The 24,645-nt window shown below is 67.2% G+C and carries 17 protein-coding genes, 1 tRNA gene and 1 pseudogene; 12 read left to right on the top strand and 7 right to left on the bottom strand.

What is annotated here, in order from left to right:
• The first annotated feature begins 52 nt into the window (after positions 1-52).
• From GF068_RS32110 to GF068_RS32100, 3 genes are all read left to right on the top strand, one after another.
• Positions 53-1,738, top strand: a complete 1,686-nt coding sequence (locus tag GF068_RS32110; protein ID WP_153823340.1) for an OmpA family protein — start codon at positions 53-55, stop codon at positions 1,736-1,738.
• On the top strand, positions 1,735-3,513 hold the full coding sequence (locus GF068_RS32105; protein WP_338046657.1) for an adenylate/guanylate cyclase domain-containing protein: 1,779 nt from the start codon (positions 1,735-1,737) through the stop codon (positions 3,511-3,513). Before GF068_RS32110 ends, GF068_RS32105 begins: the two co-directional genes overlap by 4 nt.
• A gap of 69 nt (positions 3,514-3,582) precedes the next feature.
• Positions 3,583-4,995 (top strand): sigma 54-interacting transcriptional regulator, encoded by a 1,413-nt coding sequence (locus GF068_RS32100; protein WP_153823339.1) that lies wholly within the window; start codon positions 3,583-3,585, stop codon positions 4,993-4,995.
• A gap of 5 nt (positions 4,996-5,000) precedes the next feature.
• Here the strand turns inward: GF068_RS32100 and GF068_RS32095 are convergent, their stop codons facing one another.
• Positions 5,001-5,834, bottom strand: coding sequence for a LysR family transcriptional regulator (locus tag GF068_RS32095; RefSeq protein WP_153823338.1), 834 nt, complete (start codon positions 5,832-5,834; stop codon positions 5,001-5,003).
• 85 nt (positions 5,835-5,919) lie between these two features.
• On the opposite strand from GF068_RS32095, the gene GF068_RS32090 reads away from it, so the two are divergent.
• Both GF068_RS32090 and GF068_RS32085 read left to right on the top strand, forming a co-directional pair.
• Complete coding sequence (locus tag GF068_RS32090; protein ID WP_170319804.1) at positions 5,920-6,639, top strand: TSUP family transporter; 720 nt, start codon at positions 5,920-5,922, stop codon at positions 6,637-6,639.
• A 97-nt stretch (positions 6,640-6,736) separates the two neighbouring features.
• A tRNA-Thr gene (locus GF068_RS32085) sits at positions 6,737-6,808 on the top strand.
• A 323-nt stretch (positions 6,809-7,131) separates the two neighbouring features.
• Here the strand turns inward: GF068_RS32085 and GF068_RS32080 are convergent.
• On the bottom strand, positions 7,132-8,217 hold the full coding sequence (locus GF068_RS32080; RefSeq protein ID WP_153823336.1) for a tyrosine-type recombinase/integrase: 1,086 nt from the start codon (positions 8,215-8,217) through the stop codon (positions 7,132-7,134).
• A gap of 44 nt (positions 8,218-8,261) precedes the next feature.
• Positions 8,262-8,507, bottom strand: a pseudogene (locus tag GF068_RS47465) (helix-turn-helix domain-containing protein); the annotation flags it as partial.
• Between the two features lie 268 nt (positions 8,508-8,775).
• Here GF068_RS47465 and GF068_RS32070 point away from each other — a divergent pair.
• The 4 genes from GF068_RS32070 (at position 8,776) to GF068_RS32055 (ending at position 12,859) form a co-directional block, all read left to right on the top strand.
• Positions 8,776-9,876: a hypothetical protein gene (locus GF068_RS32070; protein WP_153823334.1), complete on the top strand. Its 1,101-nt coding sequence runs from the start codon at positions 8,776-8,778 to the stop codon at positions 9,874-9,876.
• Between the two features lie 67 nt (positions 9,877-9,943).
• On the top strand, positions 9,944-10,132 hold the full coding sequence (locus GF068_RS47460) for a helix-turn-helix domain-containing protein (protein WP_153823333.1): 189 nt from the start codon (positions 9,944-9,946) through the stop codon (positions 10,130-10,132).
• Positions 10,133-10,297: 165 nt separating this feature from the next.
• Positions 10,298-10,912: a DUF5131 family protein gene (locus tag GF068_RS32060; protein WP_153823332.1), complete on the top strand. Its 615-nt coding sequence runs from the start codon at positions 10,298-10,300 to the stop codon at positions 10,910-10,912.
• Between the two features lie 3 nt (positions 10,913-10,915).
• Entirely contained in the window at positions 10,916-12,859 is a 1,944-nt protein-coding gene (locus GF068_RS32055; protein WP_153823331.1) for a DUF927 domain-containing protein, read from the top strand.
• 132 nt (positions 12,860-12,991) lie between these two features.
• Here the strand turns inward: GF068_RS32055 and GF068_RS32050 are convergent, their stop codons facing one another.
• On the bottom strand, positions 12,992-14,128 hold the full coding sequence (locus GF068_RS32050) for a hypothetical protein (RefSeq protein ID WP_153823330.1): 1,137 nt from the start codon (positions 14,126-14,128) through the stop codon (positions 12,992-12,994).
• Positions 14,129-14,949: 821 nt separating this feature from the next.
• Here GF068_RS32050 and GF068_RS46560 point away from each other — a divergent pair.
• The 3 genes from GF068_RS46560 (at position 14,950) to GF068_RS32035 (ending at position 22,080) form a co-directional block, all read left to right on the top strand.
• Positions 14,950-15,411: a MerR family transcriptional regulator gene (locus GF068_RS46560; protein WP_153823329.1), complete on the top strand. Its 462-nt coding sequence runs from the start codon at positions 14,950-14,952 to the stop codon at positions 15,409-15,411.
• A 63-nt stretch (positions 15,412-15,474) separates the two neighbouring features.
• On the top strand, positions 15,475-20,190 hold the full coding sequence (locus tag GF068_RS32040) for a DNA polymerase (protein WP_170319802.1): 4,716 nt from the start codon (positions 15,475-15,477) through the stop codon (positions 20,188-20,190).
• Positions 20,191-21,183: 993 nt separating this feature from the next.
• Positions 21,184-22,080, top strand: coding sequence for a hypothetical protein (locus GF068_RS32035; protein ID WP_153823327.1), 897 nt, complete (start codon positions 21,184-21,186; stop codon positions 22,078-22,080).
• Here GF068_RS32035 and GF068_RS32030 read toward each other — a convergent pair.
• The 3 genes from GF068_RS32030 to GF068_RS32020 form a co-directional block, all read right to left on the bottom strand.
• On the bottom strand, positions 22,022-22,519 hold the full coding sequence (locus GF068_RS32030; protein ID WP_153823326.1) for a hypothetical protein: 498 nt from the start codon (positions 22,517-22,519) through the stop codon (positions 22,022-22,024). The two genes, GF068_RS32035 and GF068_RS32030, sit on opposite strands and share 59 nt — an antisense overlap.
• Before the next feature lie 368 nt (positions 22,520-22,887).
• Entirely contained in the window at positions 22,888-23,493 is a 606-nt protein-coding gene (locus GF068_RS32025) for a LexA family protein (RefSeq protein ID WP_153823325.1), read from the bottom strand.
• 139 nt (positions 23,494-23,632) lie between these two features.
• Positions 23,633-24,409 (bottom strand): hypothetical protein, encoded by a 777-nt coding sequence (locus tag GF068_RS32020; RefSeq protein ID WP_153823324.1) that lies wholly within the window; start codon positions 24,407-24,409, stop codon positions 23,633-23,635.
• Positions 24,410-24,645 lie beyond the last annotated feature (236 nt).

Here is a 24,645-nt window from a genome sequence, read left to right as displayed (position 1 = left end):
GGCCGCGCTTTCGAGTTGCCCCCCCGCGCCCGCTGCCATAGCGTCCCAGGGCATGTTCGCCCGGCTGATCCGCGGTCTCGCGTGTGCGGGCGCCGTGTGGCTCGCGCCCTCCGCGGCGAACGCGCAGACGGCGACCGCGCTCGAGCGGCTCGAGCCCGCCCCCGCGGGAGACGGCTTCTTCGCCGTGCCACGCGCCGACGTGCCCGAGGACCTGCGCGCCACGGCCGCGCTCGTGGTCTCGTACGCCGATGCGCCGCTCTCGCTGCGCGTCGGGCAGGGCGGCGCGTCGCGCGAGGCCGGCGAGATCGTCGCGTATCAGGTCACGGGGCACGTGCTCGCCGCGCTCGAGGTGAACCGGTTCTTGAAGGTGGATCTCGACGTGCCCGTGACCCTCGCCCAGGGCGGCGATTCGCCTTCGATCACGGGCCTCGTCTCCGCCGTGCCGCCGGGCGCGCCGTCCTCGTACGCGTCGCCCGAGGGCGCGGCGATGAACGATCTGCGGCTCGGCTTGCGCCTCGTGCTCTTGCCCCAGCGCGGCAAGGTGCCCGCGGCGAGCCTGTCCTACGCGCTCTGGGTGCCGACCGGGGACACGACGGCGTTCACGGGCACGGGCCAGGTCCGGCACATGCCGTCGATCGTCGTCGGGGCCGACATGGGCCGGTTTTATTACTCGATCGCGCTCGGGCGGCGCGTGCAGGAGACACGCGGAGGGCGCAACCTGCTCGGCGGAGAGCTCGTCGCGGGAGGCGCGATCGCCTTTCGATTCGGCCGATTTTCGGCGCACGCCGAGCTCTTCGGCTCGACGGTGACCGTGGAGGCCTCGCCGTTCGGGCGGGCGACGACGCACATCGAGGCCCTGTTCGGCGGCCGCGCCACCGTGGGTCCGCTCTCGTTGGGCCTCGCCGGCGGGCCCGGGCTCACGGCCGGCGTCGGCACCCCGACGTTCCGGCTCCTGGCGAGCGCAGGCGCCTCGTTCGACGTGCCGGATCGAGAGCAGGCGAGGGGCGGGCAGGGCCGGACGAGAGACGTCGGCGGAGCCGCGGCGGCGGCGGATCCGGAGGCGAGACCAGGGACGAAGCAGGATCCGCAGGGGGACGAGGCGCCACGCGTCGAGGCGGCCGAGCCCGTCCTCGCCGACGGCGACGGCGACGGGATCGCCGACGTCGACGACGTCTGTCCGAACGAACCCGGCGCGAGGAGCGCCGATCCCAAGCGCTTCGGCTGCCCGCTCGACACGGACGGCGACGGGATCGCCGACGCCGCCGACGCCTGCCCCAAGGAGCGCGGCGAGGCGAACGTGGACCCGAAGATCACCGGCTGCCCGGCCTCGGTGCGCGTCGAGGGCACGCAGATCGTGATCCTGCAGGAGGTCAACTTCGCCACGGGCAGCGACGTGATCGCGCCCGAGAGTTTTCCGCTGCTCGAGCAGGTCGCCTCGGTGATGTCGCAGCACCCGGAGATCGCCCGCGTCGCGATCGACGGGCACACGGACAACGTGGGCAGCGAGCGGGCGAACGTGACGCTTTCGCAGCGGCGCGCGGTCGCCGTGGTGCGCTGGCTCGTCGATCACGGCGTGGACGCGCGGCGCCTGGAGGCGCGTGGCTTCGGGCCGCGGCGCCCGGTCGCGAGCAACGACAAACCCGAGGGGCGCGCCGAGAACCGGCGCGTGGAGTTCCAGATCCTCCGGCGCACGCCGCTCGGCGAGGCCGGCTGGAAGGAAGGCTCCGCGAAGCCGTGAAGCTCGGATCGATCGGCGCGCGCGCGCTCCTGCTCTTCGCCGCGGTCGGGCTCGTGCCCGTCGGCGCCGTGGTCGCGCTGCTGCTCTCCGTGAACCGCCAGGCGGTGCAGACGAGCGAGCAGCAGCTCCAGGCCGCCGTGCTGGAGGAGCTCGAGCGCGCCACGATGCGGCACGTCGAGGACGTGCGTATCGACGCCGACGCCGTGGCGTTCGCGCTGCATCAGGCGGCGCGCGTGAAGCCCGGCGCCCAGGCCGCGGGGGACGGGCTCGATACGGTCCGCGCGATCCTCGGCACGCGCCGCGGGCTCGGCGCCGTGCGCTTCGAGGTCCCCGAGCGCGGCGTGAGCACGGTATTGCGCCAGAGCGGCGAGGGCGCGGCCGCGGGGCTCGACGTGCCTGCCTCGACGCCCGAGATGCGCCGCGCCGCCGACGATCACGGCATGAGCGCCTCGCTCCTCGGGCCGAGCAAGGGCCTGCTCGTCGTGCCCATCCCCGCGATCGAGGGCGAAGGCGCGAAGGCGCCGCGGGGGTACGTCACCGCCGCGCTCGACCTCGCCGAGCTGCAGCGCGAGATCGACGACATCGCGAACAGCCGCTTCGGCGGCGCCGTCGGCCTCGTCGTGGTCGACCCGGCGCGGCGCAGCGTGGCGTCGCACGGCATGCCCGAGATCGGGGCCTTCGCCGACACCACGAGCCACCCGCTCTGGGAGGGTTTTTCCCGGGAGAACCCCGGCGTCGTGGGCGTGGCGCGGGTCGCGCCGTACCGCGCCGAGGGCGGGGCGGACATGATCGGCGTCGTCCGGTTCGTCCCCGGGCTCGGCTGGGGCGTGGCGCTCGCGCGGCGCGAGGAGGACGCCTTCGCCGTGCTCACGGCCATGGAGCGCCGCGGCGCGCTCGTGGCGGCCTTCGCGGCCCTGCTCGCGCTCGCGGCGGCGTTGCTCTCGGCGCGCTGGATCGCGCGGCCGATCGTGCACCTCGCGGGGCAAACGCGCCTCGTGGCCGAGCGTCGATGGCGCGAGCTCTCGCTCAGCTCGCCTCGCACCGACGAGATCGGCACGCTCACGATCGAGCTGTCGCGCATGGCGCAGGACCTCGAGGGCAGCGAGATCGAGATCGGCCGTCAGGCCCGCCAGCGCGCGGATCTCGGCCGGTTCTTGAGCAAGGAGCTCGTCGAGGCGATCGTGAGCGGCCGGCACGAGCTCGCCCTCGGCGGCCGTCGCGCTGCGGTGAGCGTGCTCTTCGCCGACGTCGTCGCCTTCACCCCGCTCGCCGAGACCCGGCCCGCCGAGGAGGTCGTCACGCTCTTGAACGAGCTCTTCTCGGTGCTCACCGAGGTCGTCTTCCGGCACGGCGGCACGGTGGACAAGTTCATCGGCGACTGCATCATGGCCGTGTGGGGCGCGCCGGTCGCGCAGGAGGATCACGCGGCCCGCGCCCTCGCCGCGGCCGAGGACATGATGCGTTTCCTCGAGACGGCGAACGAGTCGTTCCGCGAGCGGTACGGCACCACGATCGAGCTCGGCATCGGCATCAACTCGGGCGAGGTCCTCGTGGGCAACATCGGCTCGGACAAGCGGATGGAGTACACCGTCATCGGTGACGTGGTGAACGTGGCCGCGCGCCTCGAGGCGATCGCCCGCCCGAACCAGGTGCTCGTCGCCGAGGCGACGCGCGAGCTCGTGGCGAGCGACGCCTTCGAACTCTCGTCCCTCGGCGAGCGCGCGCTCACAGGCCGGAGCGCGACGACGAAGGTCTACGAGCTCGTGACAGCCTGATCTTTTTCCGGTGGATCGTCTCGCCCCCGAGACCTGGGCCGAGGGGATGGGCTAGAGTGGGCGGGCGAAATGAACAGGCCCCCGTTCGGAAGTGATCCGTCCCTGGCCCCCGGCGTGTCCGGCGTCGGACGGAACTCGGAGACCACGCCGCAGTTCTCGGATCCCGTGATGATCCCGCGGCTCGAGCTCTGCGTGGAGCGCGAGGCGGGCAAGGCGACCGAGCGCGTCGTGGTGCTCGAGGGCGAGCTCTTCCGGATCGGCTCGCACGCGAGCAACGATCTCGTGATCACGGACCCGATGGTGTCGCGTTTTCATTGCCGGATCGCGCGCGGGCCCGGGGGTTTTCGGCTCCTCGACACGGGCTCGCTGAACGGCTCGCGGATCGGCGGCGTGCGCCTGCGCGACGCGGATCTGCCGCTGCCCGAGTGCCGCATCGAGCTCGGCGAGTCGATCGTGCGGGTGCGCGAGCTCAGCGCCACGGCCGCGGACGACGTGCCCGCGGCGCCGAGCTTCGGCTCGATCTTCGGCGCGTCGCTCGGCATGCGCCGGATGTTCGAGCTGCTGAAGCGGGTCGCGAAGACGGACGCGAACGTGCTCATCGAGGGCGAGAGCGGCACGGGCAAGGAGCTCATCGCCACGGAGATCGTGCGCCGGAGCCCACGCGCGAACAAGCCGCTCGTGATCGTCGACTGCGGGGCGATCTCGCCGAACCTCATCGAGAGCGAGCTCTTCGGCCACGTGCGTGGCGCCTTCACGGGCGCCGAGAGGAACCGCGTCGGCGCGTTCGAGGCCGCCGACGGGGGCACGGTCTTCCTCGACGAGATCGGCGAGCTGCCGCTCGACATGCAGCCCAAGCTGCTGCGCGCGATCGCGTCGCGCGACATCCGCCGCATGGGCGAGAACCAGTCGCGCAAGGTCGACGTACGCGTGGTCGCCGCGACGAACCGCAGGCTGGAGCGCGAGGTGAACCTCGGCCGGTTCCGCGAGGATCTCTACTACCGCCTGAGCGTGGTCACGGTGCGCGTCCCGCCGCTCCGGGAGCGGATCGAGGACGTCCCGCTGCTCGTGAACTGCTTCCTCTCGGCGCTGGAGGCGACGGACAAGGCGCACCTCTTCTCGCCCGAGGTGCTCTCGGAGATGTCGCGTCACGACTGGCCGGGCAACGTCCGCGAGCTCCGGAACTACGTCGAGCGCCTGGTGGTGCTGGAGACCGAAGCGCCGAGCTTCCGCGACGAGGAAGACGGGGCCCTCGGCGCTGCGGACAAGCCCACGTCCGCCGCGGCCGCCGTCGACATCGAGGTGCCCTTCAAGACGGCGAAGGACACGATGATCGACCAGTTCGAGCGCGCCTACCTGACGATGCTGCTCGCCTGGGCCGAAGGGAACGTGAGCCGCGCGGCCCGCAAGGCGCAGCTCGATCGGATGTACCTGCACCGGCTCTTGCAGAGGCACGGCCTCAGGCGCGCGGGGGCGCTGGAGTAAGGGCGTCAGCGCTTCGCCTGGAGGCCGCGGCGCGAGAGCAGGAGCCTCCGGAGCGCGGCGGCGGCGGGGGGGAGGCGATCCTCGCCGCGGTGGACGATGTGCATGGGCCGCGCGATCGGCGTCGCGGGGTGCGGCACCGTGGCGAGGCGCCCCTGGGCGAGGTCGTGCTCCACGGCGAAGCGGCTCACGAGGGCCACGCCGATCCCCGCGCGGACGTTGCCCTTCACGGCCGCGATGCTGCCGAGCTCCATCACCACGTCGGCGCCCGGGAAGTGCTGATCGAGCAGCGCGCGTGTCGTCGAGCCCCGGGCGAACGTCACGAAAGGAGCGTCCTTCGTCGGGAGCCCCGGCGCGGAGACGAGGATGAGCTCATCGTCGATCCAGAGCTCTCCCTCGGGATGCGTGACCACGCCGAGATCGATCTCCCCGCGCTCGAGCGCGTCGAGCACCTCGGCGGTCGTCGCCTCACGGAGGCGAAACCGCACGCCGGGGTGCGCGGCGCGGAACGCGGAGAGCGTGGGCGGCAGGAGGTAGGTGCATGCCGTTGCGCCGGCGCCGAGCCGCACCTCGCCGGCCTCGAGCCCCTCGACCTCGGCGACGGCGCGTCTGGCGTCGCCCAAGGCGGCGAGGATGTGCAGGGCGCGTGGCAAGAGGACGTGCCCGGCGGCCGTGAGGCTGGTCCCGGCGCGGTCGCGGTGGAGGAGGCGCGCGCCGAAGGTCTCCTCGAGCCGCTGGATGGAGGCCGTGAGCGCCGGCTGCGACAGGTGCGCGTGCCGCGCGGCCCGGGTGAAGGTGCCGTGCTCGGCGATGAGGGCGAAGTGGCGAAGCGCGTCCATCATCAGCAAGAGCTATCACGGCGTTCCGAACAATCGATTGGTCCGATGGTGGTTGTGGCCCTACGCCTGGGAAGTAGGAGGTGACGCGATGCTGGCGCTTCTCCCGGTTTTCGGTGTTTTGGCTGGGGTGCTGACGACGATGGCGGGCCTTGGCGGGGGCATCTTGCTCTTGCTGGGCCTCTCGGTCGTGTGGGGTCCGGCGGCGGCGCTGGCCTCGACGGCGCCGGCGATGTTGTTCGGGAACCTGCACCGGCTGTGGCTGCTGCGGGAGGAGTTCGATCGTCCGTCCGCGAAGGCGTTCGCGTGGGGGGCGGTGCCTGGGAGCTTCGTGGGCGGGCTGATGACGGCGTGGATGCCGGAGGTGGTGCTCCGCTGGCTGATGCTTGTGATGACGGCGGCGGCGATGGGCCGAGCGCTGGGCGTCTTCACATGGCGTCCGCGGGCCGCGGCGATGGCGCCGGCGGGGCTTGGGATCGGGGTGGTGAGCGCGACGGCGGGGGGAGCAGGTCTCCTGGTGGGGCCGCTGTTCATGGCCGCAGGGCTGTCGGGGAAGCGTTTCGTAGGGACGATCGCAGCGGCCGCGGTAGCGCTACACGCGGGGCGGGTAGCGGCGTACGGGCTCGGGGGGATGATGAGCCGGGAGACGATGGTTCGAGCGGTTTTGCTGACGGTCGCGCTGATGGGCGGGAACGTGATCGGGCTGTGGCTGCGCGATCGAGTGCTCGATGAACGGAGAGCGGAGCGGCTGGAGTTCGGAGCGCTGGTGGCCTGCATGGGCCTGAGCATGCTGGGGATCGGGAAGGGCTGAGGGGAGGACGGTTTCCAGGGGAATTTCGGGGGGGCGAAAAAAGTCGTTGACAACCGGCGCAGGACATGGTTTTTCTGCGCGCCCGTTCGACGGGAACGCCGCCTTAGCTCAGCGGTAGAGCAACGGTTTCGTAAACCGTAGGTCTCGAGTTCAAATCTCGAAGGCGGCTCCGAGAAAACCTAGCGGTTTCGGGCTCTTGCAGAGAGCCCGAAACCGCGGGTTAGTGGCTGTGCCAAATCTTTGCCAAATCTCGTGCGAGCCACCCGCCTGGGTGCCGAGGCCGAGGTCCACGGCAAGAACGCTCGGCGGCTCCCCGTCCATGTTCACGCCCGGTCTCACGCGCGTGAGGACGTAAACCTCGTCCCAGAGGGGTCACCTACCGCCAGCCGTTCGGGCTTGAGCGCTCCTCTCGGTCCTGACCTCTTGGGCTCGGAGCTAAGTTCAGAGCGGCCTCGTCGGCGCGCTCTGAGGTGCTCCCGCCAAGCCGGGATCTCACCGTGGGAGGTATTGGTGCCCGCTCGTCTGCGTGAGAAACACGCGGATGTACCGTTCGGTCGTCTGCACGTCCGCATGTCCGAGCCAGACGCTCACCTGCTTGAGCGACGCTCCGTTCGCGTGCACGGCGCTCGCCCAGGCGCGCCGCAGGTCGTGGATCGAGAATTTCGGTAGGTTGGCTTCCTTCCGGATGCGCTGGATCTCCTTCCAGACCGACTTGTCGTCGAGGGCGACCTCGTTCTGGCGCGCCACGAACGCCCTGACGGCCGCCGCGGTGCGTGCCGAGACGGGGATCTCCCGGTAGCGGTAGCCCTTGGTGGTCCAGTTCGGCTTGGGCGTGATGGTCAGGAGGCCACGGGCCTCGTCGACGTCGCGCGCGTCCAGGTGCCGTGCCTCGTCGATGCGGATGGCGCTGCCTGCCGTGAGGCGGAACAGGGCGCCGTAGGCCGGGTGGGTCATCCTGTCGGCGGTATCGAGGAAGAGGTCGACCTGCTGCGGCGAGAGGGCGAGCGCGTTCGGCTTGGGGCGCGGCTCGCGGAGCTTCAACGAGGTGAAGTCCTCGTGCTTGAATGGGTCCTTGGGAATGAGCCCCTCGCGCTTGGCAAAGGCGAACATTTGCCGGACTGGTGTGAGGTCGCGGTTGACGGTCGCAGCCTGGGCGCCAGCCTGGGTCCGGCTGCGAACGTACTTCGACATGAGCTTGAAGGTAATCTCGTCGGCGCGGCGCACGTCGTTCGTCTCCGCCCACTCGATGAAGTACAGGACGCGCTGCGCGTAGGAGTCGGCCGTTTTCTTGGTGTGCCGTGGCGGTCGGCAATACTCGGCGAACTGCATTGCCAGCTCGGTCAGGAGGGGTGCCTCAACCGGCGGAGCGCCTTTCTCAACTCCTCCGCGGTCTGCGGCAGCCTGCTCGCGCTGCCGTCGGGCGACGAACTCGTCGAGCTTGCGCTGGGCCTCGACGCGGTCCGGCGTGCCGAGGGAAACTTCGCGGCCGTCGATCCATCCAGTCCAGAGCCGGCCTTTGCCTCGTCGGCGGAGGAGGTGCGGCTGGCCGAGCGTGTATTTTCTTTTCGAGCGCGACATGAATAAGCTCGTTCCGAGGTTTCGGTGCGGGAAGCCTCGAGTAGGTGCGTCACGCTCGCGGCGTCGACGCGGACTTGACGATTGATTCGGTAGGCGACGAGATCGCCGGCCTTGATCAGGCGGCGTACCGTCCGGGTGGACAGCCCGAGGAGAGTGGCTACCTGGTCTACCGAGAGAAGTCGGGGGAAGTCCTGGGCATGAGCCTTCGACGTGCCGACTTCGCGTGCATCTCTCTTATTCCCGAAAGCAGGGGAATCTGTTGGACACCGATTGATCCGATTCCTACCCATGCCGAACCCCATCCGGGAGGCGGCTCTGGCAAGCGGGCGCCGTGGCGAGGATGTGGTTCTTGTCCCGGTAGGCACCCCAGCGGAGGGAGGTGCCCCACCCTGGGCTCAGGTTTGCGCCACGTCGTGCAAGAGGAGAACCTCGACGGGGAGCACGCGCATGCAGGGCCTCGGCTGGCGTCACCGCCGCCCTGTTCGTCTGGGGCGCAACTGCGCCCCGTCGCCCACCACCAGTGGTTGCATCGCCCACGCAGGGTCCTACGCTCAGAGGGTGCCACAGCAGGACGCTGCCGCTCGGTTCGAGGCGGCCCTTATCGACACGGTTAGCAAGCTCTCGACCTATGAGGTCGAGCCGGCCCTTGCTCCGTTCGTGGTCCTGCTGCACCTCCTCGACCGGGCGGCGGATGCCGACGAACATACAGCCAAAGCCGCAGAATCAATCCTGAAGGACCTGCGTCGGGCCTACGCGTGGGTGCGCACCCACGATAAGAACTGGCCTGAATGGCTGGCGCTTACGAAGGAGGGGCAGCCTGTCGACACGCGCACCGGCGAAGCTCCCCCGCCGAAACCTATCTGGCAGCCGAAGCGCGTCCACGTGTTGAGAAGCGAACACCTCCCGCCTGACCTTTCACATGTTCATGACCTTGTGACGCTTCTCTGGCCTGTATTGCCGCTCATCCAGTTCCTCCACGACGCTCGTGCATCAAATGCATGGAAACCGGAGGAAATTACGGCGCGCGTATGGGAGCACGCATTCGTCGCGCTCTGCACGAAGCCAAAGAAGATGTTTCCATGTATCTACGACTTGGCTCGGACAATCGTGAGGCGAATGCGCCGGATTTTTCCACGTCTCGAGCAAGACGAAATCGACAGCATTGCCGACGATGTGGCGTGTAGCTTTCAGCGTAGAAATGGTTCGGTTTCCCGATACAAGGCAAGGGCGAGGACGATTCCAGAAGCAGCAAAAGGGGTTCGGCGATACATGGAGGCGGCAATCCGACTTCGTGCGAAGGACGCAATCCGGACGCACCTGGATCCGAGTTTTGCCGTCCCGGCGAGCACGCTCCGCCGCTGGCGTCGGAAGCTCGGGATCGTCCCGGAGAACCCTGTGCATGCCGAGGAAGTCCGAAGAGACATGAAGAGCAGGCAGACGCATGCGCCCCCGGATCGCGTCTCGATCGCGAAGGCGGCAAAGATGTTCGGGCGAGCCCGGTCGACGACCATGAACGCCCTGCACGTCGCCGAGAAAAAGTATAACTTCACCGCGGACCGCGGACCCGACAGGACGACGATCTGGCTGACGCACGAGCAGGTCCGCTGGCTGAGGGAGTGTCTCCCCGCACCGCGGCGGCGCCAGCCGCCCGCGCGCTGACGTTCGATCTGGCAGGGTGTGACCGTACCTCTTCGCGCCGCCACCAGTAGCGGCAAGGAGGTTGATCATGGCCACCGCGCTGAAGCGGGTCCTCGTCGAGACGGGGATACCGCAGTACCAGGTTGCCCAGCGAGCTGGGCTCACCGAGACACGTTTGTCCCGGCTAGCCACCGGTCGAGCGACACCTACTGAGGACGAACTGCAGCGTCTAGCCGAGGCGCTCGGCGTAGACACGGATTGCCTGCGTGACTCTTGACCGGCATACGGCGCTGCGTCGGGGGGCACTGGTTTTACCCATTCGGCGAGGGACGTTCGCCCTCGTGCAGGCCTCGTGTCCCCGAGCATCCGCACCGGGGCTCAAGTCTGATGTCGATTACGAATTGCTGGGCCGTTGGACGCGGCCGAGACTCGGGAGGTCAACATGAAGATCTGCGCCCTGCCCCATGCCCGTTGGAACCCGTCCCCGCGGTCGTCCCGCAGGCCCACGCTCGCCGAGCTTTTCGGCGAGGCTCCCCGCGGCGATGCAATCGATCTGCCCCTGCGCTGGAGGGATGGGTTCCATATCTTCGTCGCGACCCTGTACGACCTCTTCGCACAGGATGGCGCCTTCGTGCACGCGGTCTTCGACGTCATGGGCCGGGCCACGCACCATGAGTTCCAGATCGAAACGACCCGCTCCGACCGGCTTCTCGCGCTCAGCTCGCGACTCGACTGGAGGTCCAATATCTGGGTGGGCGTGACGATTGCGGAGCAAGCGGACCTCGTCCGCGTCGACGAACTTCGGCGTAGCGGTGCGCGCGTGCGCTTCGCGCACATCGTGGGCCCGGTCGCCATGGGCCGGCGCGACCTGGCGGACATCGACTTCGTGATGGTCGAGGCCCTGAAGGGGGAGCTGCAGGTGGGGCTCGAGCAGGCCTGCGCCGTGGCTGGATGCCGGCTGTTCGTCGGCGCGCCCGAGACTGCCAGTGAGCGCGCGATGCCGTCGATTGGTACGATGCCTGCGCTCAGGGGGCGCGGAGGGGGCGAGAGGCGGTGACGCATGCCTGCTGATCTCGCTCTACGCAGGTCGGATGGGGCGATCGCGCCCGATGCAGAACCCGAACCGGCCCAGCCTGGGGCACCGCACGAAGGGGAAGGGGAAGGGGAAGGGGAAGAAGAGGAGGCCGAGCGTCCCTGGGAGGAGTCCGACTTCGAGCCATTCCCGTCGTCCATCGAGCCCAAAGGCTACTTCGCCGACGGCGGCGTCACGTACAAGGTCGACAAGACGAGCTCCGCGCAAGTCGTGTGCGGGTTCGTGGCGGAGCCTATCGCGGAAATCGTCACGATCTTGGATCTCGACCACCATGAGCGGCGAGAGCGGCGTCTTGTGGTGCGCTACACACTCCCGACTGGGCAGCAGCACACCGTCACGCTCGAACCCGCGGGGTCAAGCGGCGATGTTACGTCCGCCCTTCTACGCGGGGTCCCGAGCGACCTTGCTCGTGCCTCCGTCGTTCGCAGGCGCGACGTGGCACTCGCGGCCTCGGCCTTCAGGTCGCCGCGCTTCGAGACCGTCGTACGCGTGCGGCAGTGTGGGTGGTTACCCGACAAAACCTTCGCCCTCCCCGGCACCGACGTTGTGGACCTGCAGCATGTCAGCGAGCTGCCCGGCGCGCGGCTGTGGGAGATCCCATCGGTTTTGGACCTTCGCGCGGCGCGCGAGGGTGCACTGGCGTTGCTTGAGGTGTGCGCGTCCGCGCCCATCGAGGTGATCGCGCCGGTCGTGGGCACCGTCTTCGCGGCGCCGATCTTTCGAGGCGAGGACCATCTGGCAGCGCGAGGCTTTGCCACCCTGGTGGTCGGGCCCTCGCAGCGCGGCAAGACGACGCTCGTACGCAGCGCATGCGGTCTGCTCGGACGCTTCGATCAGCAACCCGGTTGTGTGGCGACCTGGATGTCGACCTTCACGTCGCTCGAGCAGGCCCTGCACGCCTACCGCGATCTGCCCGTAATCATCGATGACTTTCGCGAGACCGACGGGGAGGCCCGCGAGACGTTCCGCAGGCTCGTGCTCGCCCTGGGCGATGGATCCGGCCGGGGCCGGACGGGGTTATCAGCAGGAGGCGCCCGCGTCACGCGTGCATTCCAGCTCGTCGCGCTGCTCTTAGCGACGGGCGAGCAGAGCATTGACGACGATGCAGCAATCGCAGGCCGCATCGTGGAGGTCACCGCCCGGGACATCGATGTGGCACGCCTGCTCGAGATCGCCCCCGAGCAACGGCACGCGATGCCGCACACCTACGCCGCGTACCTGGCTTTCTTGTCGGCCCTGCCGGAGATGTACTGGTCTGCACAGCGAGATGCGATGCGTGCCCTGGCATTGGAGCTCGGCAGCTCTGAGAGTCGCGCCGCCGAGAACCTCGCCACGGTCGTGATTGCCTTGAACATCGTCACCGACTTCTTCAACGTTACCTTCGTCGGAAATCCAGAAATCACCGGACCCTGGCAGGAGTTCATGGTGGGCTTTCGCCTGCGCCTGCCGGAGATCATGCGCGAGCACGCACGCCGGGTCCGCGAAGAGGCCATCGACGAGGTTGTGCTCGCCGAGATCGCGCGTGGTCTTTGCGTCGGGGAGATCCGGCTCGCGCGCTTGCCCACGGGCCGCGCCGCGCCGCCCGACGCGAGGGGAAAGCTCGTCGGCGCTTATGATCGCGAAAAGATCTACCTGCAGCCGGACATCATCACACGTTGGGTGTCCGATCAGCTGCTCCACGCCAAGCGCAGGTGCGCCTCTCTTGGCAGGAAGACCCTCGGGCGGGCACTCGCCGCGAGAGCCGGGGTTGATGGTGACTTCCGGACCCAGCGGATGATCGAGGGCAAGGTCCAGTGGTTGTGGCCAGTCCCGCGGAGCGGCCTGAGCGACGTGTGGCAGGGGCTGCTCGACGACGTCTCGTGGCCGGATGCCAGTCCGGGATACGTCCGTCGGCGGCGTCGTTGCCCCTGACCGGCGACCTGCAAACGGTGAAACGGTGATGCCACGCAGACCGGCCTGCTGCGCCGGGTTTGGTAAGGCCATGTGCCTGGGGTGCAGTCTCGAGTGCGGGGCCCACCGTTTCACCGTTTGCGGCCGACCCAGTCAGGTGACCCGGGCTTGCACGTAGGCGCAGGCGCGATCCCGGAGCTCGACCAGCCGTCCCATGTCGCCCGTCCCGCCCTTGTCGGGGTGCTGGGACTTCACCCGAGTCCGGTAGGCACGGCGGACATCCTCGACGTTGGCCGAACCATCGAGGCCGAGCTCGCGTAATGCGGCAAGCCCCGGGGCTGGCGCTGCCTCCGTGCGGGAGAAGCCATTGAAGAAGTCTCCCATGCGCTCTTTGAACCGTGCCTCTTCAGCAGCTTTCCGTGCCCTCTCTGCGCTCGCTGCGCGCAGATCGTCGAGGCTTGGCTTCTTGAGGTACGCCGTCTCAGCATTATCACCGCGTCCGAACCGGGCTTTGCCTTCCACGGCGAGCGCCATCATGTCGATTGTCTCGCTCGCCCAGTCCTCCCCTGGCCGTCGGACCTCGAGGTCGTATCGATACACGCAGTCGCCAATGACGTGCCCGATCGCTCTCCGCGCGGAGCAGCGCGTCACCTGGTCGGGCGCGCCAGGCCGAACTCCGGGGCGCGAGATCCAGATATGCTTGGGGGGCGACTTCAGCAGCGCCTGCTCGAGGTGTCGCCGCCGGAGCCACTCCGCTCGCTCTTCTCGGGTTGGCGGATGGTCGTAGACCAAGACCGCCTGCTCGAGCGACATCGGGTTGTATTGGTCATCCGTCCTGAGGGCTCCGAGACCTCGGGAAACGCCCTCCTCGGCGAGTTCTTTCGTGCTCACGCGCATCGACCCAGCCGGGGTCTCCACCTCGATCCCTTCATCATCCGAAAGGACGCGGCGCTCGACGGCCAGCGGCACGTCGTCGAGACGCCCAGGAACCCGGTGCAGCGTCCAGACATGCCGGGGGGACCAGCGCGAGCGGAACTTCGGCTCGACACCAGGACGTTCGCGCGCGGTGGCAGTGGGTTCCGTGGCCACGGAACTCGGTGTTCTTTTTGTGGCCACGAAACCGGCGGCTGCGCTGGCCGCGTCCTCCGCGGCGAGCCACGCGCGGAAGAGGTCCGAGGCCGTCGCGCCCTTCTTCTGGGCGAGAGCCGAGATTCGCATCTTCTCCTCCTCGGTGACGCGCACCTTGAACCAAGCGAGGGAAGCGGAATGCGAGCGGGGCGGGCGAGCCATGGGGGCGAATCGTGGCCACGAAACTCACCCGGATGCAACAGCCGTTTGCGCGTCCGAGGTCATCTCGGTAGGTGTAGCTGTGCTGCCAGGGCGTGCCGGGGTCCCCATGCCGCTCACGCGCCGCGACGTGGACGACGTTCGGCTTCTTGTCCTTCCACCGGCGCTCGAGATCGTACCCGAACGTGGTGGTCGGCTCCGCGAGCGTGTCCCCTTCACCCGTGCCGACCTTGCCCATGACCGCCGTGGCCAGGCCACGACCAGCCCGAACGCCTCGAGCTCTACCGCGGTGCGGTTCTTGTTCTGGTCGGTGACCAGGACCGGGGACATCGTGCGGTAGTCGTTCTCCGCCGTGATCTCATTGTCCAGGGGATCGACGACCGAGACCACGAGTAGGTTGTGGATGTCGTAGCCGATCTTCGTGGTTTGTCCCAGGTGGTCTCTGACCTCGATGGGTAAGTAGAACCTGGTCGGATCGAAGATCTTCCGTCCAGTCGGGATCAAGAACACGCCGTCTTGTTTGACGTACCCGCCCTCGGCGAGGAGCTGCGGCGGGACGCCAGGTACGCGCTCTGCTGGGAGGAGTTTACCCTCCCGACGAAACATTGCTGTACAGCCCAGAGCAGAGGGCAACGGCGAGGCCCTCGAGTGGTTTGTTCAGACATACTCTCGCGTGTACTTCTTCCCTACTTCTCACGCACGTTCTTCTTTCAGCATGGAACAAGCCGTTTGGTGCACCGATGGTTACTCGGTGATACGGCGTGAAGAACCGCTGAGGGGGGTGGGCTTCTCTTTCGTGGATCCGTCGTGCTGCAATCCCGACCATGGATACCTACACGGCAGGCCACGCGGTCCGGATCTCCGGATTACGTTACCGGAAACTGGATGAACTTCTGCGCAGCGGGCTCTTGAAGCCCAGCGCCGGAGGAGGTCAGGGGCGCGGCTCTCCGCGCCGTTTCACGGCTCGAGATCTACTCGCACTCCGGCTCGCGCGAGAGTTGACGAAGGCGGGCATCCGCGTGCGGATGATGGTCGGCGTCTTGCGCTACGTGCAGCGGGGCCGCGGGTTCCCCGAGCTCCGAGAGCTGGTGAACGCGGCCATCTGGACCGATGGGCAAAGAATTGTCTTGTTCGACAAGTCGACGAAGAAGTCGGCCCCGGGCTCGGGGGAGCGGTGCGTGAGCCACCTTGTGGACCTCGGTCCGGCCGCGGAGCACGTGCGGCGCGGGATCGAGCGAATTGTGAACACGGCGCCGCGGCGTCGGAAGAACACGAACGATCGTTGAGAAAAGAACGGCTCCACCCGCCAGGTCTGCCAGGCCGCGGATGGAGCCATCCAGGAGATGGTCATGAATCTAGCACACGCTTCTACGGAAACCAATGCCGGGTGCGCGCAGGTGCTGCCCTTCGAGCCCCATCACATCCAATATCTAGAGGCACGCGGCGTCGCTCCGGGGTTGGCCGCTGAGGCTGGCTTGCGCGCTCTCTCCGCGGAGGAAGGCGCGAAGCGGTTGGGGTTTGCGCAGACGCTCTCCTCTTCGGGTCTGTTCATCCCGTACCCGAACGAGGCCGACTATGGGCGCATCCGGCTTGACCAAGGCGAGCCGCGTTTCCTGGTTCCGAAGGGCAAGGACATCCCCATCTACATCCCGCCGAACTGCGAGCGCGAGGGCGACAGTCCGCTGCACGTGGTCGAGGGACCAATTAAGGCGCTTTGCCTCCAAGACCATGGTCTTGCGACGATCGGGCTCGGCGGGATCTACTCGACGCTCACGAAGGACCTACGCCTGAACGCGTCGTGGAAGGCCATCGCGCTCTACCGGCGCGTGGTCATTATTGTGTTCGACGCCGGCCGGGCGTGGAACCTAAATGTTGCTCGCGCAGAAGCGCGGCTTGCGATCGCGCTGGAGCAGAATGGCGCGAGGGTCATGGTGGCAGCGCTCCCGCCCCGCGAGGATGGTGGCGATCAAGGCCCAGACGACTACGTGGTGGCGACTCACGGCCCCGATGCGATCAAGGCGGTGATTGCGGCGGCCGTCCCCGCAGACCCTATCTTGCGCTTGGAGAGCATCTCGGACGACCAGGCGATTGCTCTCCTCGGTGACATGCCCTTCTTGTTCACGGTCAAGGAGCGGGGGGCCGCGGTGGAGAAGAGGGTCACAGCGCTGCTGCGCAAGCACGGCGTCAAAGAGACGGACATTCGACGTGCCATAAAGGAGGTCGAGAAGAGGGCCAAGCAGCGCAAGCACGAGGGAATGGTAGTGGAGGACTTCAGCTATACCGAGCTCGAAGGGTCGCTCTGCCTTGTAACCCGGCCGGATGGCGTCACCGACTATGTCCGGGCGCTCTGCAACTTCTCTGCGCAGATTGTCGAGGAAGAGACCCTCGACGATGGCTCCGAGAAGAAGCGGGTCTTCGTCCTCGAGGGCGAACTCGCCTCCGGAGCCCCCCTGCCGCGCGTGCGGATCACGCCCGAGGAGTTCGAGACGGAGCTGTGGCCCAGCAAGTATTGGGGGGCTCGAGTGAACGTCTACCACAACAATCCGAGGGGTGCGCTGCGCGCGGCCATCAAGGCAGGCTCAAACCCGAATGATAAGGTCACCTACCAGCACACTGGATGGCGCGACAAACTCTACCTGCATGCCGGCGGCGCCGTTGGGGCGCCCGATGTCTCGGTTGATCTCGAGGGGCCCTTTCGCCGGTACAGCCTCCCCGAGTTCGCCGAGGACCCGGCAGAGGCAGTGAAGATCTCGCTCGCTTTTCTCAAGACCGCCGACACGCGCGTCACGCTGCCCTTGCACTGCGCGGTTTACCGCGCGCCGCTTCAAGACTTGTACTATTGCGACGCGGCGCTCGCGTTGTACGGCAAGAGCGGCAGCATGAAGAGCTCGCTGGCTGCGCTCGCGCAACGCCACTGGGGAGACTTCGATCATGCATCGCTGCCCGTGAGCTGGGGCTCGACGCCAAACGCGATCGAGCTTTATCTCCATCGGATGAAGGACGCGCTCGTCACGATCGACGACTTCGCGCCGAAGACCGCGGACGCGACGGACGAGATGCACAAGAAAGGCGCCCAGGTCCTTCGCAACATCGGGAACGGGAGCGCGCGTGGTCGCCTCAAGTCGGATTGCACTGCGCGCTCTGATCGTCCATGCCGAGCACTCGTCCTGAGCACGGGCGAAGACCTGCCAAAGGGAGAGTCAATTCAGGCAAGGCTCATCGCCCTTCGCATGAAGAAGGAGGACATCGACCTCGACGAGCTGACGAAGCTGCAAGCCAAGGCGCATCGCCTGCCTCACGCGATGGTCGCGTACATCCAGTGGCTCGCCCCAAGAATGGAGCAGCTCAAGCTCGAGGTGGCGAAGAAGTTCCGGGAGTTCCGTGAGGAGATGCAGCAGGAGTACGGCCATCTGCGGGCTCCGGCCGCGATGGCGCACCTGCTCGTCGGCGCCTACTACTTCACCCAGTTTGCAAAAGATCTCGGCGTGATGAGCGCCGAGGATGCCATGCACTACATCGAGGAGGCCCGCGGCGCGCTGTTGGCGAACTATCGCGAGCAAGTGAGTGCGACGGAGCAGTCCAACCCCGGCCGTCGCTTCCTGGAGGTGCTGCGCGATCTGCTGCTCCGGCGCAAGGTGGCGTTGAAGTCGCTGGGCATGCCGCTGACATCGGCCAGTAGCGACGACGCAGAGCCAGTGGGCTGGAAGGACAAGACGCACGCCTACCTCCTGCCCGACGCCGCCTTCGAGGCGGTCAACAAGGCGCTGAAGTCGATGAACGAAGGCACGCCGCTGCAGCAGTACGGCCTCTGGAGCCGCATGGTGGAAGAGGGGCTCATTCTCCCGTATGGGAAGGGAAAGGAGCCGACCCACCGGCTCGACGTCGATGGCGACGGCGAGCGAGAGCGCGTGCTGAAGATCGACCTCGCCAAGCTGCGGGGGGAGCCGGACCCGGACGGGTCGGGTGACGGAGGGCCCGGTCCTGGTGGCGGCGAGCCTGGGCCCGACGATGATGGCGAGGCCCTGTGCGAGGGGGGTGATGACGGGCTTGATCTCCCCTCGCTCTGGCGCCCCATCCGGAGCCCGGCGGAGAACATGAACGGCTCTGCGCCCCTCACGGCTGCGAGTTCGCCCCCTCCGCTGGCCCTGGCTGTCCAGATGCCCGGGTCGTGTCCAGATCGATCTGGGCAGGCGAGCGAAGGGGCAGCCACTCGCGAAACCCGCTCAATCCCCGGGGTTCTGTGGTGGAACGATAGTAACCAGCCTCACTCTGACCAGATGACCGGATGTTTCGGGGGGGAGGGGTCCTCCATGGGGTCCGACGCTGCGACTGGGGCCGCGTCGTCCGCGTCCTCCTTTGGGGAGGCTCTCTCCCCCCAAAAGATCTGGTCATCTGGTCAAGCCGGGCCGAGCACCCTGGCGGAGGCCATCCTCCGCGCAGGCCGCGTCGGCCTGGTCGTCCATTCGACGGGTTCCGACCTCACCGAGGGTCCTGTCATCATCACCGTCGCCCTGCCCGATGGCCAGGCGCGGGTGTTTCACATGTTCGGCGGAGAGCAGCTCGGCCCTGTCGCCGATGCCCTCTGCCAGGTGACGGTCGTCGGCCACGACCTCAAGGGCGCGCTCGCGCAGTTGCAGTACCACCTCGGCTTCATGCCGGGCACGGTCGTGGACACGGCCATCGCATGGCGGCTGCTCGATGGCGGCAGGCACCTCAAGAACGACAAGTACTTCTCCTTCGAGCGCGCGTGTGAGCTCGCGTTCGGTAAGAAGATTGTCCAGAAGAACATTAATTGGTGGATGACGCCCAGCCCCGAGCTACGCGATGAGCTCGCGCAGAAGGCGCGGGATGTTCTGCATCTCGCGGACATCTTCCAGCAGGATCTCCAAGAAGAGCGCCTCGAAGAAGCTGCCGTGCTCGAGTTTGCGGTCCTCCCCATCGTCGCCCACATGGAGGCGTACGGCATGCCCATCAACCGAGTCGAATGGGAGCGGCTCGTCAACATGTGGACAAGCGAGGCCACGGAGCTCAAGAAGAACCTCGTTACCATGCTGGGCGTAAAGGATCTCGATAACAACGATGACATTCTCGCGGCTCTCCACGGGCTCGGTCTCCAGGTCGCGGGCACAAGCGGTGAAGCTCTTTCGACGTACATGTACCTCCCCGTAGCCCAGCAGCTTGTCCTCTACCGGCGCAAGAACGGCTTCGTCACGGGCGCCGGCAACGGCGTGTTGCGGGCCTTCAGCCGTTCCGAGGATGGGCGCGTGCATGCGACGTTGAAACAGATAGGTGCCGTTACAGGCAGGTTCAGCGCTCGGCAGCCGAACCTGCTCGGCCTGCCGCGCGACAAGCAGGTGCGCTCGTGCATCCAGGCTCCCCCGGGCAAGAAGCTGGTCGTCGGGGATTACAACGCGATCGAGCTGCGCGTGCTCGCAGACCAGACGGTGGACGAGAAGCTCAAGGAGGTGTTCGGGAAGAGCGACGGGGACCCGCACCGACACACGGCGTCGCTGTTGATGAACGTGCTCGAGAACCAGGTCACCGACGAGCAGCGCAACCGGGCAAAGCCCGTCAACTTCGGCGGCTCGTTCGGGATGGGCGTGAACAAGCTCATCGCGTACGCGAAGAAGAACTACAACGTGGACCTCAGGCCAGAGCAGGCGGCGCAGTTCAAGCACATGTTCTTGCAGAACTACGCGGGAATCGCCGCGTGGCAGAAGAAGATGGCCGAGGAGATGCCGGGCGAGCTACGCACCAGGAGCGGCCGGGTCTCGTACTACTTCGATCCCGATGAAGAATACAACGCGCGCCTGGCCTTCCCCATTCAGGGTACTGCAGCCGATGGCATGAAGCAGGCGATGGTGCTCCTCGCCCCCCACCTCAAGCGCCTCGGGGCGCAGATGATCCTCGCCGTGCATGACGAGCTGCTTGTGGAAGCCCCTGAAGAACATGCCGAGGAGGTCAAGGAGCTCATGCGCGACTGCATGATCGCCGGGATGAAGAAGTACGTGCCCTCGGTGCCGATCGTGGTCGAGCCGAAGGTGATGTCACGCTGGGAGAAGTAGAAGGGCAAGGACGGGCTGTGGGCGGCCCAGACACCGCCGCTCGCCGCCCGCCCCGGTGCCCACCTCCACGATGGAGAAAGCTGGGGGTGGCGTTCAACACCCCTCCTACTTGCAACCCGCGCCAGAGTACACTGAACCTCGCGAATCTGTTCGACCTTTCGGGGCAGAAGCCGGCGTGGGGCGCTCGCATCTTCTGTGCGTCGTCCCTATGACTCCCTCGGGAATTAGGCACCCAAATTGTTCCATCCCCGCCGGACCGCCGACCCCGGTCAGACTCGACAACTGGCTGCAGAACCGAGGTTTCGTTCTCCGGAGGGCTCGGATCGGCGCGGGCCGCGTATGGTGGTGGCTCCTCGCGAAGGTTGGCTCTGGAGCCCCGCCAGTGCCTGCCGTCGTCCTCTTGGCACTCGAGACGGTGGGGGGCGCCGGCAGAAGCACCCTGGTCCGTGCTATGCGACGGACACGGGCCCGGGGCTCGGCGCGGACGATGTAGCCGGACGTCTTGCAGGAGGAGGCGGCGGCCGAGACATGCGTGGGAGTCGGCAACGTCCAGCAGATTCACGCGGACATCTCCGATCCTGATCTCGGCGGTCAACCCCTTGAGCTCTTCTCGTGCGTTGGCACGCTCCTCCTAACCTTTTGGAATGACGTCACTTTTGGCTGATCGGAGTGCCCTGTTCTGACCGGCCGCGAAGTAGCTCTTCTGCTCGCCGGCCGTATGGTGCTACCGGGAATCGGCAGTTGGTTTTGCCGTTCGACCGCCGATGATATGGGGGGTGGGGCCGAATCTCGGACCGCGGCCGAACCGCCTACCTGCATGAGATCAAAGGAGAAGTCTCTCGGTCGGGCCGATCTCGACCCCATCCAGAGTGAGGGCCGAACTGCGACCTAGCCTCCTTCGCCGCCGCAAACGAGCACGGCATGTGGCAGACGTCCTTGTCCTTGTTCGGCGTGATCTCCCAGCCGCGCAGAAGCCTGTGGCAGGATGCCGGCGTGCCCACGTCCGCAGCCATCGAGCACTACCTCCGCACCGGCGACCATGATCCGTACTTCTTCGACTGGTCCGGCGACGTCATCGAGCGCGAGCGCCGGGCGTGCCAAGACCTGAAGCGGGCGCTCGTCGACGAGGTTTCTCGGCGCGCGGCGGGACGCCGTCCCTCCGCAGAGATGCCGGCCATCGACCTCACCTCCTTCACCCGCGTCAAGGTCGAGCCCATGGTGCGTGGGCTCTTCCCGAAGGTGGAGCAGGACGTGATGCTCCGCTTGCTCGAGCGTTCCGTCGTTTTCCTCACCCCCGAGCGCGTCGAGGCCATCTTGCTCGGCTGCACGTGGCTCCACACCGCGTGGGACCTCGCCAACCTCTACCTCGGCAGCCTCGGCGCCGACCTCCTCGCCGAGGACGCGCCGAGGCTCGTCGGGCTCAGCTCGGAGACCACCTGCTTCGTATCGCTCGACTACTTCACCGAGACCGGTCGATTCGACGACTTCATCGTCCACGAGGCGGCGCACGTGTTCCATAACTGCAAGCGGATCACCGTGGGCCTGCGCGAGACGCGACGCCGCGAGTGGCTGCTCGAGATCGAGTTCCGAAAGAGGGAGACGTTCGCGTACGGCTGCGAGGCGTTCAGCCGCGTGGTCGAGCTCTGCCCGAAGATCAAGGATCGCCCAGCGATGGTCGAGGAGTACGCGCAGACGTTTATGCCCGACGATGAGCGTGTGGACCTTGACGAGCTCGTCGATATTCTCCGCGAGGCCGCACGGGCACGAAACGGGTGGAAGCACATCCTCGCGCGCTGCGCCCCGCGCAGAGAGCGGCGCGCAGGCCATCCCTTCAATCTCGGTCTCGAGCCCCTGGATCGAGGTCGACCTGCTCGGCAAGCCGCTCGATGATGTCCCGCAGGATCACGTGCGTGTTGCCATTCCAGTGCTCGTATGCGCGAATTTCGCGTAGCCGCAGCGTCATCGAGAGGTGCGTGAAGTCCGGTGTCTCCTCCTCCGGGGCGAGGGGGAAGTCCTCGACGAGGGGCACGTCACGACGTTCGCGGCGCTTGTCCTCGTGATATCGCTCGAACGCGCGACGCCGCTCCTCCGGCGTCTTCGTGCCCGCGAGGTATCGATCCATCTGCTCTTCGAATGCGCGAGGATCGATCACGGTGACGTTCTGATCGAGGTGGCGATCGAGCGAGTCGAGGTCGTCGGTCAGCTCGTCCGCGCCGAAGAAGCGGTTCATGAGCCGAGCCCGGCGCGCAACGACCCGAGGACCGAGGATGGGGCCGAAGAAGCGCGCGGCCTCGATGGCGCGCGAGAACGACCGGACTTGCAGCGTCATGCCTCCCTGCTTCGGAAAGCGGAAGACCCCGAGCAACACGGGTTCAAGATGGGCTGGCAATTCCGCATGCGTCCGGCCAAACGTCAGCGCCGTGGCTTCCGCCGTGTAGAGCCATCCCCAAAGGCCACTTTCTCGGTTCTCCTCCATGCAGCGGAGTTGCGAAAGAACCCTGGTGACGAACGGCTTGCCGGGGATCGTGTAGTACAGCCGGACCGGTTGGAACGGTTCGCCCGTTGTGGTGGTGAGAAGAAGGCGATCCGTACGCATCGGCGAGAGATCGAGCATGGGCAAACCCATCCCCTATCCTGTAGGCGGCGTCCAGCCCCATGTCGACCCGGGTTTGTCCGCGCCTTTCCTTTCTGGCGCCTTCATCCGCGCCCACCCTTGGGCTCGAGCAGCTCCCGGAACCTCGCAGCGTCTTCCTCGGGGTCCGCTTCCTCGCCCTGATCGCGGCACAGGCGCAGGTACTCGTTCTCGGCCGCGTCGAGCACCCGCTCCCGAACCAGACGCGCGCCTCGTGGCGCGGTACCAGCCGCACGCAGCATCTTCTCGATCGCGCCTGCTGCCGCAGCGATCAGCGGCAGGCTATCCGCGTCGTCGATGTCGAGGTCGATCGCCCGCGCGAGCATGGCCTTCACCACCTCGCGCCCCGTCTGCTCCACGACCGCTACGCGATCCTGGGGATCGTCGGCCGAGCCACTGGGGCTTCGTCCACGCGCCCCCGACTCGATGCCCTTGAGTGGCGGTAGTTCCGCCGTCGACACGAGCACCCGGATCGAGCGGGCCACTCCCGGCTCCCGCGCGATCAGCCCTCGCTGCTCGCGCGGGACGACCATCCGGTGTACGGACGGGGCGCTCACTTGGAAGTGCTTCTGCATCTCCGCCTCGGAGGGGGCGTGCCCATGGACGGACGTGTAGGCGTGGAGGAAGGCCAGGTAGCGGCCCTGCGTCTCGGTGAAGCGCGGCTTGTTCATGCTGATCGAAGCCTTCCGTACACCAACTCGATGGAGTTGATCGGTCCCAGGACGGGCCACGTACGACCAGGGACCAGCGTGCCCGCCTCGCGCTGGAACCCGGAGCTATGAGAACGGGACGAACCCGTTCTGCGCGGCATCATGCCGCGCGCCGTGCCCACCGAGAGGGCCGGTCCCTCTTGACGGAGTCCAGAGCCGGCGTCTTCCTGGGCCGGCCCCGCATCTTCGCCCGGACGCCGCTCTCCGGTGCAGGCTCCTCGCTCGCTTTCGCGCGCTTGAGCTGCCTGCGATGGACAGCATCCGGCATGCCGGCATGCTCGGCCAAGAGCTCGCCGAGCTCCTTGACCCTGCGGCAGACAGCGACCCTGCCCATGCCGAGCGTGCTGCCGATCTCGTCGAGGTCATGCCCAGCGGCGCGCAGCTCGATGAGCTGGCGGTCCCTCGGGCAGAGCGTCTCCAGCCACTCGTTCAAGCTGATGGCGCTGATGATCCGACCCGTCGGGTTCAGGCTGCGGGGCCGCGCCCTGCCGACATCCGCGTTCGACTCCTGGTTATCGATCTGCGGGTTGTCCTCGAACTCCGCGACGTACTCGCCGAAGCCCAGGACCTCGACGCGGCGGCGGTTGTAATTGCGCTGGTCGAATACGTCCTTCAGCCGCTGGGTCCGATCGCCACACGCGAGATGGCGGCTCAGGTCGATGGCGCGGAGGCGGCAAGCATGCACGAGCAGGGCATCGTCGAGGATGTCGCCCGCCTCGGCATGGCGCTTGTAGAGCCCCCATGTAAAGCCGAGGGCCTCCTGCATGCGCTCCTCACGGATGTTCTCGTGCAAGAAGCGCGCGACGGGGTTGAAGATGCCGCGCCGGATCTTCTTCTCGAACTCCTGGCGAATGTTCTTCGGAATCGTGGTCGTCACGGGGTCCTCCATGGAGCGCGCACACGGAGGCCCTTGCCCCGTGACGCGCAGAACGCGCGCCACGCAGGCGCGGAGACGTTTCAACGATGGTGAGGAGTTCTCCTCATTGTTCTTATCCCGCCGCCTGATGAATGTTTGCGGAGGACGAACCTACCGGTGGAACGTCACCACGTTGTGGTGGAAGCCCTTTCAGAGAAGATCGAGCCGCGGGGCTAAAAGAACGGGCCCGATGTCCC

This window comes from Polyangium spumosum, from assembly GCF_009649845.1.
Taxonomy (GTDB): Bacteria; Myxococcota_A; Polyangia; order Polyangiales; family Polyangiaceae; genus Polyangium; species Polyangium spumosum.
The sequence above is the reverse complement of the archived record's forward strand: the minus strand, read 5'-3'. Positions and strand labels throughout refer to the sequence as shown.